Source organism: Geodermatophilus sp. SYSU D00815, assembly GCF_054050035.1.
This window is the reverse complement of sequence record NZ_JBJGYO010000050.1, coordinates 1-11917: the sequence shown is the minus strand read 5'-3', so window position 1 is coordinate 11917 and position 11917 is coordinate 1. Positions and strand designations below refer to the sequence as shown.

Sequence of the window (11917 nt, the reverse complement as noted above, 5' to 3'; positions counted from 1 at the left end):
CTTAAGGTTGGGGGCCCCCCGCGCCCCCGGGCGGGGCCGGGGGGGGCCCCCGCCCCCCCCCCCCCCCGCCGCTCAGCCGAGCCCCAGGGCGGTGACGAGGGCGCGCAGGTGCGCGGCGCCCGCGGCGTCGTCCACCAGCCCGGGCACGGTCCGGACCGGGTAGGGGGTGTCGGCGCGCGCCGGGAGCGGGCCGACGTCGACGTGGGTGACGTCGTGGCCGAGGGCGTGCAGCTGGTCGGCCATGGCGTAGTCGGTGCGCGAGTCGCCGACCGTGGTCCACGTCGCCGGCAGCGGGCCGTCGGCGGACAGCAGCTGCAGCGCCCGGCGGGCGCCGAGGGCCTTGCCCGCCTCCACGGACTCCACGTCGGTGGCGATCACCGAGGGGTCCACCCGCCACGGGGTGCGGCCGGTCGCGTCCGGGAACGACCGGTCGCGCAGCCGCACCCCCAGGCCGGCCGCCGTGAGGCCCGCCACCAGCTCGGCGTCGAACGCCCGCTGCCGCCGGGCGTAGTGGTCGGCCGGGACGTCGGTGCGGGCCTCGACGGTCGCCATCGTGCGCTTGGTGGCGTCGACGAACATGGCGTCGCCGAAGCCGTCGCCGACCAGGGCCGCGAACAGGCGGTGACACTCCTCGGGCACCGCGAGCGCCGCGTCGACGTGGACCTCGCCGACGCCGTCGGGACCGGCCGTCGTCCACACCGCGCCCTTCTCGCAGACCGCGTGCAGCCGGGTGGCGCCGTCCAGGCCGGCCCGCACCAGCGGCGTCAGCACCCGCTCGACGACGAAGGCGTCGGAGCGGCCGGTGTTGAGCACCACCGGGATCCCGGCGCCCAGCAGGGCGCGCAGGTCGGCGAGCAGGCCGGGGGAGACGGTCCGGGTCACCGGGCTCGCGACCGGGCCGTCGACGTCCAGCAGCAGTCCGAGGGGAGGCGCGCTCACCCGCTCATCCTCCGGGTCGCCGCCCGCGGCCTAGGGTTGGGGCATGAGCGTGCGGCGGGTCATGGGCACCGAGGTGGAGTACGGCATCTCGGTGCCCGGTCAGCCGACCGCGAACCCGACGACGCTGTCCAGCCAGGTCGTCAACGCGTGGGCGGTGGCCGAGGCGCCCTCGCCCCGCCGCCCCCGGTGGGACTTCGAGGAGGAGTCGCCGCTGCGCGACGCGCGGGGCTTCGACCTGTCGCCGGCCCAGGCGCTGGACCACACCGACCTCGACGAGGACTCGGGGATGGCCAACGTCATCCTCACCAACGGGGCGCGGCTCTACGTCGACCACGCCCACCCGGAGTACTCCACGCCGGAGGTCACCAACCCGCGCGACGTCGTCCTGTGGGACAAGGCGGGGGAGATGGTGATGGCCGAGGCGGCCCGCCGGGCCGCCCGCATCCCGGGCACCCAGCCGATCCAGCTCTACAAGAACAACACCGACGGCAAGGGCGCCTCCTACGGGGCGCACGAGAACTACCTGATGGACCGGCGGACGCCGTTCATCGACATCATCCGCGGCCTGGTGCCGTTCTTCGTCACCCGGCAGGTGTTCGCCGGCGCGGGACGGGTGGGCATCGGCACCGAGAGCCGCAACCACGGCTTCCAGATCTCGCAGCGGGCCGACTTCTTCGAGGTCGAGGTGGGGCTGGAGACCACGCTCAAGCGGCCGATCATCAACACCCGCGACGAGCCGCACGCCGACGCCGACAAGTACCGCCGGCTGCACGTGATCATCGGCGACGCGAACCTGTCGGAGCTGTCGACCTACCTCAAGGTGGGGACGACGTCGCTGGTGCTGGCGATGATCGAGGCGCGGGCGCTGACCGAGACGCTGGCGCTCGAGGAACCGGTGGCCGAGCTGCAGGCGATCAGCCACGACCCGACGCTGACCCACCGGGTGCGGCTGCGCGACGGCCGACGGATGACCGGGCTGGAGCTGCAGTGGCTCTACCTGGAGCAGGCGCGCAAGTTCCTCGACGAGCGCGGGGAGGCCGACGAGCAGACCGAGGACGTGCTGCGCCGCTGGGCGGAGGTGCTGGAGGACCTGGGCACCGATCCGCTGCGCTGCGCCGACCGGCTGGACTGGCCGGCCAAGCTGCGGCTGCTGGAGGGCTTCCGCAGCCGGGACGGGCTGGCCTGGGGCGACGCCCGGCTGCAGGCGATCGACCTGCAGTACTCCGACGTGCGGCCGGAGAAGGGGCTCTACCACCGGCTGGTGGCGCGCGGGTCGATGCAGCGGTTGCTGGGCGACGACGAGGTGACCCGCGCGATGACCAGCCCGCCGACCGACACCCGGGCGTTCTTCCGGGGCGAGTGCCTGCGCCGCTACCCGGCCCAGGTGGCCGCCGCCTCGTGGGACTCGGTGGTCTTCGACCTCGGGCGGGAGAACCTGGTGCGCATCCCGACCATGGAGCCCCTGCGGGGCACCCGGGAGCACGTCGGGGCGCTGTTCGAGTCGACCTCGTCCGCGCAAGAGCTGGTCGACACCATCACCGGGGCCTGACGGCGGTCGCGTCCGGCATCCACGTACGGGTGACCTTGATTGTCACCGCGGGCGGGTACGTTCTGCGGTGGCACCAGCCACGAGCAACGGAGGCACCGATGGCCACCAGGGACACCGGCGGGCAGCAGCGGGCGACCAAGACCCGCGAGGACAACGACGAGATCGAGGCCTCGGTCGACACCGAGGTCGCCGAGCGGCACAAGGAGATGTCCGAGGACATCGACTCCATCCTCGACGAGATCGACGAGGTATTGGAGGAGAACAGCGAGGAGTTCGTCCGTAGTTACGTGCAAAAGGGAGGCCAGTGATCACTCTGCGTACCAGTGTATGACGCAGAGTAAAGGTGCCCCAGGTGCGGCAGAGGAAGCCGCTCAGCGACTTCGGCCGTAACCAGACGTTCGGTGACGGTCGGTCCTTCTACTGCCTCGCGTGCAATCGCGAGCGCAATCGGCAGCACTACCGAGCACGGCGCCGCGCTCGAGGCCATGAGGTCCGCGACCACTCGTGGATCCCTGAGGTTTTCGTTGGTGCCCGTCCTGCGAGCAGCCCGTGGCGCACGGGGACTACACGCGCAGCAGTCGGACGCCTTCCGGCTTCGGCAGTCAGTGCACGGCATGCAAGAGCGCGCTGGACAGCGCTGGCTACATCTACCGCACGTACAGGCTGACCCGCGCCGAGATCGCTGATCTGCGTGCCGCCAAGGGCAATCGCTGCGCCATCTGCGGCGAGCCGGACCCGCTGCACCTCGATCACGATCACGAGAGCGGGCTGACCAGGCAGCTGCCGTGTCAGCGGTGCAATTGGGGACTCGGTCTCCTGCGGGGACGATCCTGCCGTCCTGCGGGCCGCGGCGGACCACGTCGAGCGGCACCGCGCGCCGTCAGCGGACGCGGACGGGCAGCCCGGCTCGGGTGCCGCGGCGGCGGGCGACGTGGCTGTGCTCCGGCATGTGCCGGCACGGCCTCTCGGACCTGTGGGACCTCGAGCAGGAGGGCTGAGCAGCCGCCACCGCGCGTTCGCCCGAGGCGGACAGCCGCGCCGTCGGGCCGCCGGTAGGGTCGCTGGCGACACGACGATGACGCCGGCAACCAGCGGCGGGAGAGGCGGATGGGTGAGCGAGTCGTCAGGAGGAAGAGCCGGGTTCTCGCCGGTCTACCTGGACCGGGTGGGTTCCTCGTTCACCGACTTCCTCGCGTCCGCCGCGCCCGACCTGCTGCCCGGCCGCCGTCCGCTGCCCACCATGCCGGTCGGTGACCTCACCCCGCACGGCACCACGATCGTCGCGGTCACCTTCGACGGCGGCGTCCTCATGGGCGGCGACCGGCGCGCGACGATGGGCAACCTGATCGCCCAGCGCGACATCGAGAAGGTGTACCCGGCCGACTCCTACAGCGTCATCGGCATCGCCGGCGCCGCGGGCATCGCCATCGAGATGGTCAAGCTCTACCAGGTGGAGCTCGAGCACTACGAGAAGATCGAGGGGCTCACCCTCAGCCTCGACGGCAAGGCCAACCGCCTGGCGCAGATGATCCGCGGCAACCTCGGCGCCGCCCTGCAGGGCCTGGCCGTCGTCCCCCTGTTCGCGGGCTACGACCTCGACGCCGCCGACGGCACCAGCCCCGGGCGGATCTTCGGCTACGACGTCACCGGCGGGAACTACGAGGAGCGCGGCTACTCCGCCGTCGGCTCCGGCTCGCTGTTCGCCAAGAACTCGCTGAAGAAGACCTGGCGGCCCACCCTCGACGGCGGCGGCGCCCTGCGCAGCCTGGTCACCGCCCTCTACGACGCCGCCGACGACGACACCGCCACCGGCGGCCCCGACCCGGTGCGCCGGCTCTACCCGATCGTCTACCGGGTCGACGCCGAGGGCGCCGTCCGGCTGACCGACGCGGACGTGGCCGCCGTCGCTGACGCCGTCGTCGCCGAGCGCACCGAGAACGAGGGGCAGGGCTGACGCGCCATGACCATGCCGTACTACGCCTCGCCCGAGCAGCTGATGCGCGACCGCTCGGAGTACGCCCGCAAGGGCATCTCCCGCGGCCGCAGCGTCGCCGTGGTCGCCTACGCCGACGGTGTGCTGTTCATCGCCGAGAACCCCAGCTCCACGCTGCACAAGGTGGGCGAGCTCTACGACCGCATCGGCTTCGCCGCCGTCGGCCGCTACAGCGAGTACGAGGCGCTGCGGGTGGCCGGCGTCCGGCTGGCCGACGTCCGCGGCTACTCCTACAACCGCCGCGACGTCACCGGCCGGGTCATCGCCAACGCCTACGCGCAGACCCTGGGCGAGATCTTCACGATGCAGACCAAGCCCTACGAGGTCGAGCTCTGCGTCGCCGAGGTCGGCGACTCCCCGGACAGCGACCAGCTGTTCCGCCTGACCTTCGACGGCTCGATCGTCGACGAGCCGAACTTCATGGTGCTCGGCGGCCAGGCCGAGGTGGTCACCGGGCACCTCCGGGAGCACTTCACCACCGGCATGGGCCTGGCCGACGCGCTGAAGGTCGGCGTGCGCGCCCTGTCCGCGGTCAGCCCGGTCACCGCGGGCGCCGGCAACGGCGGCCCGTCCCAGCTGACGTCCCAGCAGCTCGAGGTCGCCGTCCTCGACCGGCGCCGGCCCAAGCGGGCGTTCCGCCGCGTCGTGGGCGCCGCGCTGCGCCGGCTGCTCGGCGAGGAGCCCGCGCCCGAGGTCCCCGAGGCGCCCGAGGGCGCCACCGCCGCCCGCACGCCGAGCGTGCCCATGCCGGGCACCCCGGCGGGCCTGGGCGACCCCGCGGCCGCCGACACCGCCGGCGGGACCGAGGGCAGCGGCGAGGGCGCCGGTCCGCAGCCGGGGCCGGCCGACGGCGCCGGCGGCGGTCCCGACGGCGGCTCGGACGACGCGACGGACTGATCGGTCCGCTTTCGGGCCCGGCGCGCGCCTCGTCCCGACTTCCGTCGCCGGAGGCGCCTAGTCTCGGTGCGTGGACCGACGGATCTTCGGGATCGAGACCGAGTACGGCGTCACGTGCACGTTCCGCGGCCAGCGCCGGCTCTCGCCGGACGAGGTCGCCCGCTACCTGTTCCGGCGGGTGGTCTCCTGGGGCCGCAGCTCCAACGTGTTCCTGCGCAACGGCTCGCGGCTCTACCTCGACGTCGGCAGCCACCCCGAGTACGCCACCGCCGAGTGCGACGACCTGGTCGAGCTGGTCGTGCACGACAAGGCCGGCGAGCGGATCCTCGAGGGCCTGCTCGTCGACGCCGAGCAGCGGCTGGCCGAGGAGGGCGTGGTCGGCGACATCTACCTGTTCAAGAACAACACCGACTCCGCCGGCAACAGCTACGGCTGCCACGAGAACTACCTGGTCGGCCGGCACGGCGAGTTCAGCCGGCTGGCCGACGTGCTCATCCCGTTCCTGGTCAGCCGGCAGATCGTGGTCGGCGCCGGCAAGGTGCTGCAGACCCCGCGCGGGGCCATCTACTGCGTGTCCCAGCGCGCCGAGCACATCTGGGAGGGCGTCTCCAGCGCCACCACCCGCTCCCGGCCGATCATCAACACCCGCGACGAGCCGCACGCCGACGCCGAGCGCTACCGGCGGCTGCACGTCATCGTCGGCGACTCGAACATGAACGAGACGACGACGTTGCTCAAGGTCACCATGACCGACCTGGTGCTGCGCATGATCGAGGCCGGCGTGCCGGTCAAGGACATGACGCTGGAGAACCCGATCCGGGCCATCCGCGAGATCAGCCACGACATGACCGGCCGCCGCAAGGTCCGCCTGGCCAACGGCCGGGAGATGTCGGCGCTGGAGATCCAGACCGAGTACCACAACCGCGCCGTGGAGTACGCCGACCGGGAGGGCTTCGGGCCGGTGCACCGGCAGATGCTCGAGCTGTGGGGCCGGGTGCTCAAGGCCGTCGACACCGAGGACCTGTCCCTGATCGACCGCGAGATCGACTGGGCCACCAAGTACAGCCTCATCGAGCGCTACCGGGCCAAGCGCGACCTGCCGCTGAGCCACCCCCGCATCGCGCAGATGGACCTCGCCTACCACGACATCAGCCGCACCCGGGGGCTGTACTACCTGCTCGAGCGCAACGGCCAGGTCGACCGGGTGGCCCACGAGCCGCGGATCTTCGAGGCCAAGAACGTGCCGCCGCAGACCACGCGGGCCCGGCTGCGCGGGGAGTTCATCCGCCGCGCCCAGGAGAAGCGCCGCGACTTCACCGTCGACTGGGTGCACCTCAAGCTCAACGACCAGGCCCAGCGCACCGTGCTGTGCAAGGACCCGTTCAAGGCCGTCGACGAGCGGGTGGACAAGCTCATCGCCAGCATGTGAGCGGAAGGCCCGGCCGGGCGGCGGCGTTCCAGCGATCGTGAGCAGGGACGTCGACGTCGTCGTGATCGGCGCGGGCCAGGCCGGGCTGAGCACCGCCTGGGCGCTGCAGCGGCAGGGCTTCGCCCCGCACGACGACTTCGTCGTCCTGGACGCCGGCGCGCGCCCCGGCGGCGCCTGGCAGCACCGCTGGCCGTCGATGACGCTCTCCGGCACCCACCGCGTGCACGACCTGCCCGGCCTGCCGTTCGTGCCGGCCGACACCTCGCTGCCCGCCCGCGAGGCGGTGCCCGCCTACTTCGCCGAGTACGAGCGCCGCTGCGACCTCCCCGTGCACCGGCCGGTCCTGGTGCGGGCCGTCCGCCGCACCCCCGACGACCGCTTCCGCGTGGTCGCCGACGCGGGGGAGTGGCGCACCCGCGCGCTGGTCAACGCCACCGGCACCTGGACCGCGCCGTTCGTGCCCCGCTACCCGGGTCAGGAGCTGTTCGCCGGCCGCCAGCTGCACACCGTCGACTACCGGACGGCGGAGGAGTTCGCCGGTCAGCACGTGGTCGTCGTCGGCGGCGGCGCCTCCGCCGTCCAGCTGCTCGGCGAGATCTCGCGGGTCACCGCCACCACCTGGGTGACCCGCCGGCCGCCGGTCTGGCGGGAGGGGCCGTTCGGCGAGGAGGAAGGGCGGGCCGCCGTCGCGCTGGTCGAGGCCGCCGTCCGCGAGGGCCGCTCCCCGGGCAGCGTCGTGGGGGTCACCGGGCTGGTGGTCACCCCGTGGGTCCGCGACGCGCTCGCCCGCGGCGCGCTGGAGCGGCTGCCGGTGTTCGACCGGCTCACCCGCGACGGCGTGGCCTGGGACGACGGCCGCGAGCTCCGCGCCGACGTCGTGCTGTGGGCCACCGGGTTCCGCGCTGCCGTCCGCCACCTGGCCCCGCTGCGGTTGCGCGCGGCCGGCGGCGGCATCCGGCTCGAGGGCACGCACGTGGCCGGCGATCCACGCGTCCACCTGGTCGGCTACGGCCCCTCGGCCAGCACGATCGGCGCCAACCGGGCCGGTCGCGCCGCCGCCCGCGAGCTGCGCCGGCTGCTGCGCCCGGCGACCGCGGCGGCCTGACCCGCCCTCACCGCCGGGCGAGGGCCGGCGGCGGGGTCAGGAGGGCTCCTCCTCGGGGACGGGCACGCGCAGCGCCGCGTAGCGGCCCGCCGCCGCGGCGGCCAGGAAGTACGCGCGGTCCTCCTCCAGCCCGCGCCCCATCGTCGACAGCGGCACCGGCGAGAGCTTCAGCGCGTCGTCCAGCCCGACGGTGTCCACCCAGATCACCTCGTTGCGCTCGGGCTGGCCGGCGAGGTCCTCGCCGATCTGCCCGCCGAGCTCCGAGGACAGCCCGCGCGGGGCCACCAGGGTCACCCCGCCGAGGGCCACCCGCCCGTAGGCGGTCAGCGAGTGGTGGGAGACGCCGCGGTGCCGCGGGCGGGGGTCGGCCTCGCTGATCCGCAGCGCGCCGATCGGCTCGCCACCCAGCACGGTGACGGCGTTGCAGGCCTCGCCGGCCGCGACGCCGGAGAAGCCCCACGGCGTCCCGGTGCCGAGGTTGCCGGGGCCCTGCGTGACGATCGCGACGTCGGCGCCGAGCACGTGCCTGGCGGCCAGCAGCCCGGTGTGCAGGGTGACCGCCTCGAGGTCGCCGCCGAAGGCCTGCCCCACGGTGATCGTGCCGGCCAGCGACGGCGCCAGCGCGTGCAGCGTGCGGGAGAACCCGGCGACCAGCGCGCCGCCGTCGGTCATGACGTAGGCGACCTTGAGGTCGGGGTCGGTGGCCAGCACGCCGATCAGCACCGCCGGCAGCGCCGAGTGCAGGTCGGCCACGACGACCGGCATCCCGCCCAGGTCGTCGGCCTCGGCGATCGTCGCGTGGTGCTCGGTCTCCTGCTCGTCCACGCCCTGCACGGTCACCTGCAGCGGCGTGTACCGGGCCTTGACCAGGTGCCCCGGCCCGTCGGGGTCCGGCGGCAGCCGGTCGGGGACGGCGACGACGAGCGCGTAGCCGCCGGTGCCCAGCTTCTGCGCCCAGGCGGTGGTGTTGAGCAGCACCTCGTCGCCGACCTCGGGCGTGCCCACCAGCGACGGGTGGGCCAGCGCCCGCACCTCGCCGTCGTCGGGCACCTCGACGGTGAGCTCGAGCGCGTCCCGCCAGGCCCGACCGATGGCCGTGACCCGGCCCCGGCGCCATCGGATGCGCGATCCCCCCGGTGTGCTCACGCACGCAGGCTAGCCAGGCCGCTCGCGCCGCGCTCCGTCTGACTAGCCTGGGCGCGTGGCGGCGAAGCGGGCGGAGCGGCTGGTGAACCTGGTCATCGCCCTGCTCGGCACGCGCCAGTACGTCACCGCCGCCCGGATCCGCGCCACCGTCCCCGGCTACGAGCCCGACGACGGCACCGACCGCGCCGACGAGGCGTTCAAGCGGATGTTCGAGCGGGACAAGGCCGAGCTGCGCGAGATGGGCGTGCCGCTGGAGACCGGCCGGACGAGCGTGTTCGACACCGAGGACGGCTACCGCATCGCCCGCGCCGACTACGAGCTGCCCGAGATCACCCTCACCGGCGAGGAGGCCGCGGCGGTCGGGCTGGCGCTGCGGCTGTGGGAGTCCGCCCAGCTCGCCGGCGCCGCGCACAGCGCGCTGGTCAAGCTCAAGGCGGCCGGCCTCGACGTCGACACCGGTCGGGCGATCCCGCTGCAGCCGCGGCTGGACGCCGGCGAGCCCGCCTTCGAGCCGGCCTACGCCGCCGCCCGCGACCGGCGCGTGCTCGAGTTCGACTACCGCCGCCCCGAGGACACCGCCCCCGCCCGCCGGCGCGTGCAGCCGTGGGGCGTCGTCGCCTGGCACGGCCGGTGGTACCTCGTCGGCTTCGACCTCGACCGGCAGGCGCCCCGGCAGTTCCGGCTCTCCCGGGTGGTCGGCACGCCGTCGGTCGTCGGCCCGCCGGAGGCGTTCGAGCCGCCGGCCGACGTCGACCTCGGCGCGATCGTCGCCGGGCAGGACTCCGGCGAGGAGCACCTCGTCGTCGTCCGGGCCCGGCCCGGGACGGCGATCGGCCTGCGCCGCTGGGCCACCTCCCTGGGCCCGGCCGAGGACGGCGACGACCGCCTGGAGCTGCGCACCGCCGACCCGCAGGGGCTGGCCGACCAGCTGGCCGCCTTCGGCGCGGACGTCGTCGTCGAGCACCCCGAGGAGGTGCGCCGCGCCGTGGTGGAGCGGCTGACCCGGCTGGCCGCCATGGACGGGGGCGCGCGATGAGCACCCCGTCGACCGCCGACCGGATGACCCGGCTGCTCACCCTCGTGCCGTACCTGCGCGCCCGGCCGGAGGGGGTGCGGCTGGCCGAGGCGGCCCGCGACTTCGGCGTCCCCGAGCGGCAGCTGCGCAAGGACCTCGAGCTGCTGTGGATGTGCGGGTTGCCCGGCTACGGCCCCGGCGACCTGATCGACCTGTCCTTCGAGGGCGACCGGGTGCGGGTCGTCTTCGCCGCCGGCATGGTCCGCCCGCTGCGGCTGACCACCGACGAGGCGGTGGCGCTCATCGTCGCGCTGCGCACGCTGCTGGAGCTGCCCGGCCTGGCCGAGAGGGACGCGGTGAGCCGGGCGCTGGCCAAGGTGTCCAGCGCCGCCGGGCACGCGGCCGAGCGGGTCACGCCCGTGGCGGTGAGCGTCGACGCCCGCGAGCAGGCCCTCGCCGTCGTCCGGGAGGGGCTGGAGCGCAAGCGGGCGCTGCACCTGACCTACTACGTGCCCACCCGCGACGAGCGCACCCAGCGCACCGTCGACCCCATGCGGCTGCTGCTGGTCGACGGCAAGTGGTACCTGGAGGCCTGGTGCCGCCGCGCCGAGGGGGTACGGCTGTTCCGGCTGGACCGCGTCGACGAGGTGCAGGTGCTCGACGAGCCGGCCGCGCCGCCGCCGCAGGCGCACGGTCGCGACGTCGAGGGCGGCGTCTACCAGCCCGCCCCCGGCTCGCCCGTCGTCCGGCTGCGGCTGGCCCACCGGGCGCGCTGGGTGGCCGAGTACTACCCGGTCGAGGACGTGCGGGAGGTCGACGACCCGCCCGGCGGCCTGGCCGTCACCGTGCGCACCGCCGACCTGGCATGGGCCCGGCGGCTGCTCTCCTCCCTGGGCGGCGCGGCGCTGGTCGACGAGCCGGCCGAGCTGGCCGCCCAGGTCGCCGCGGACGCCCGGGCGGCGCTGAGCCGGTACACCGACGACGCGCGACCCGCGCCCCGGCCGGCTGGCTAGGGTCGGTCCCGTGCTGCTCCTGGTCGTCTGGATCGCGGTCGGCGTTCTCACGCTGGTCGTCCTCGGTTCACTCGCCTACCTGACGCTGGCAGCGCTGCGGCGCCTCGGCCGGGAGGCGTCCGCGCTCGACCGGGAGGTGCGTCCGGTGCTCGAGGAGCTGCAGCGGGCCGTGGCCCGTGCCGCGGCGGCCCGTGCCGAGGACGGCCGCACTCCCTGATTGGGCTCGTCCGAACCCCCCGCGCGGGGGGCGGGTCCGGCGCGTTCCCGGCGTAGCATTCCCGCAAGTCGCCCAGCACTGGAGGAGTACCGATGAACCTCGGCCCCGTGGAGATCGGTCTGATCGTCCTGGCCGTCCTGCTGCTCTTCGGGTACAAGAAGCTGCCCGACGCCAGCCGCTCGCTCGGCCGCTCGCTGCGGATCTTCAAGGGCGAGATGAAGGGCATGAAGGACGACGACGTGCGCAGCAAGGACGCCGCCACGACCAGCCCCGTGCAGGGTGAGGTCGTGCCGCCGGCCGTCCCGTCGTCCGGTGACCTCAGCTCGCAGCTGTCCGCCGAGGCCGCCGACGCCGAGGCCCGCGCCGCGGAGGCCCGTGCCGCCGAGCTCCGCGCCCGGGCGGACCAGGCGCGCCGCGTTTGACCTCTTCTTCCTCGGGGGGGAACGCGGTGAGCCAGGGGGGCCGGCCGCGCCTGCGGCGGCGTCGAGCGCCGCGGGACCCGGCCGCGACGATGACGCTGATCGCGCACCTCAAGGAGCTGCGCAACCGCATCGCCAAGGCGCTGCTCGCGCTGCTGGTCGGCACGGCCGTGGCGTTCTGGTGGTACTCGCACG

Annotated in this window: 13 protein-coding genes; 11 read left to right on the top strand and 2 right to left on the bottom strand. The window is 74.4% G+C overall.

Going from position 1 to position 11917, the window contains the following annotated elements; translation table 11 throughout:
- Nucleotides 1-72: 72 nt before the first annotated feature.
- Nucleotides 73-939, bottom strand: a complete 867-nt coding sequence (locus tag ACI78S_RS24720) for a hypothetical protein (RefSeq protein WP_456977639.1) — start codon at nucleotides 937-939, stop codon at nucleotides 73-75.
- Between the two features lie 43 nt (nucleotides 940-982).
- Between ACI78S_RS24720 and dop the strand changes: the two genes are divergently transcribed.
- The 7 genes from dop to ACI78S_RS24685 all read left to right on the top strand — a co-directional run bounded on the left by dop (nucleotide 983) and on the right by ACI78S_RS24685 (nucleotide 7912).
- Nucleotides 983-2488 (top strand): depupylase/deamidase Dop, encoded by a 1506-nt coding sequence (gene dop, locus ACI78S_RS24715; protein WP_456977638.1) that lies wholly within the window; start codon nucleotides 983-985, stop codon nucleotides 2486-2488.
- A 98-nt stretch (nucleotides 2489-2586) separates the two neighbouring features.
- A complete protein-coding gene (locus ACI78S_RS24710; protein ID WP_456977637.1) occupies nucleotides 2587-2796 on the top strand; it encodes a ubiquitin-like protein Pup in 210 nt (69 codons plus the stop codon).
- A gap of 241 nt (nucleotides 2797-3037) precedes the next feature.
- Nucleotides 3038-3544, top strand: coding sequence for an endonuclease domain-containing protein (locus tag ACI78S_RS24705; RefSeq protein ID WP_456977636.1), 507 nt, complete (start codon nucleotides 3038-3040; stop codon nucleotides 3542-3544).
- Between the two features lie 55 nt (nucleotides 3545-3599).
- Nucleotides 3600-4442 carry a proteasome subunit beta gene (gene prcB, locus ACI78S_RS24700; protein ID WP_456977635.1) on the top strand — a complete coding sequence of 281 codons (843 nt, stop codon included), beginning with the start codon at nucleotides 3600-3602 and terminating at the stop codon, nucleotides 4440-4442.
- Nucleotides 4443-4448: 6 nt separating this feature from the next.
- Nucleotides 4449-5378, top strand: coding sequence for a proteasome subunit alpha (gene prcA / locus ACI78S_RS24695; protein WP_456977634.1), 930 nt, complete (start codon nucleotides 4449-4451; stop codon nucleotides 5376-5378).
- A gap of 70 nt (nucleotides 5379-5448) precedes the next feature.
- A complete protein-coding gene (gene pafA / locus ACI78S_RS24690) occupies nucleotides 5449-6807 on the top strand; it encodes a Pup--protein ligase (RefSeq protein WP_456977633.1) in 1359 nt (452 codons plus the stop codon).
- Between the two features lie 37 nt (nucleotides 6808-6844).
- The gene (locus ACI78S_RS24685; protein WP_456977632.1) at nucleotides 6845-7912 is read left to right on the top strand and encodes an FAD-dependent oxidoreductase; all 1068 of its coding nucleotides are present in this window, start codon (nucleotides 6845-6847) and stop codon (nucleotides 7910-7912) included.
- Nucleotides 7913-7948: 36 nt separating this feature from the next.
- Here the strand turns inward: ACI78S_RS24685 and ACI78S_RS24680 are convergent, their stop codons facing one another.
- Nucleotides 7949-9058, bottom strand: coding sequence for a DUF3866 family protein (locus ACI78S_RS24680; protein ID WP_456977631.1), 1110 nt, complete (start codon nucleotides 9056-9058; stop codon nucleotides 7949-7951).
- A gap of 55 nt (nucleotides 9059-9113) precedes the next feature.
- On the opposite strand from ACI78S_RS24680, the gene ACI78S_RS24675 reads away from it, so the two are divergent.
- The 4 genes from ACI78S_RS24675 to tatA all read left to right on the top strand — a co-directional run bounded on the left by ACI78S_RS24675 (nucleotide 9114) and on the right by tatA (nucleotide 11725).
- Nucleotides 9114-10094, top strand: coding sequence for a helix-turn-helix transcriptional regulator (locus ACI78S_RS24675; RefSeq protein WP_456977630.1), 981 nt, complete (start codon nucleotides 9114-9116; stop codon nucleotides 10092-10094).
- Nucleotides 10091-11086 (top strand): helix-turn-helix transcriptional regulator, encoded by a 996-nt coding sequence (locus ACI78S_RS24670; RefSeq protein ID WP_456977629.1) that lies wholly within the window; start codon nucleotides 10091-10093, stop codon nucleotides 11084-11086. Before ACI78S_RS24675 ends, ACI78S_RS24670 begins: the two co-directional genes overlap by 4 nt.
- Nucleotides 11087-11096: 10 nt before the next feature.
- Nucleotides 11097-11303 (top strand): hypothetical protein, encoded by a 207-nt coding sequence (locus ACI78S_RS24665; protein ID WP_456977628.1) that lies wholly within the window; start codon nucleotides 11097-11099, stop codon nucleotides 11301-11303.
- A 92-nt stretch (nucleotides 11304-11395) separates the two neighbouring features.
- On the top strand, nucleotides 11396-11725 hold the full coding sequence (gene tatA, locus ACI78S_RS24660; RefSeq protein WP_456977627.1) for a Sec-independent protein translocase subunit TatA: 330 nt from the start codon (nucleotides 11396-11398) through the stop codon (nucleotides 11723-11725).
- Nucleotides 11726-11917: the final 192 nt, after the last annotated feature.

Bases quoted from the DNA above. Each gene is read 5' to 3' on its own strand.
- dop (WP_456977638.1), top strand. From the start codon at position 983: ATGAGCGTGCGGCGGGTCATGGGCACCGAGGTGGAGTACGGCATCTCG.
- ACI78S_RS24710 (WP_456977637.1), top strand. From the start codon at position 2,587: ATGGCCACCAGGGACACCGGCGGGCAGCAGCGGGCGACCAAGACCCGC.
- prcA (WP_456977634.1), top strand. From the start codon at position 4,449: ATGACCATGCCGTACTACGCCTCGCCCGAGCAGCTGATGCGCGACCGC.
- ACI78S_RS24670 (WP_456977629.1), top strand. From the start codon at position 10,091: ATGAGCACCCCGTCGACCGCCGACCGGATGACCCGGCTGCTCACCCTC.
- tatA (WP_456977627.1), top strand. From the start codon at position 11,396: ATGAACCTCGGCCCCGTGGAGATCGGTCTGATCGTCCTGGCCGTCCTG.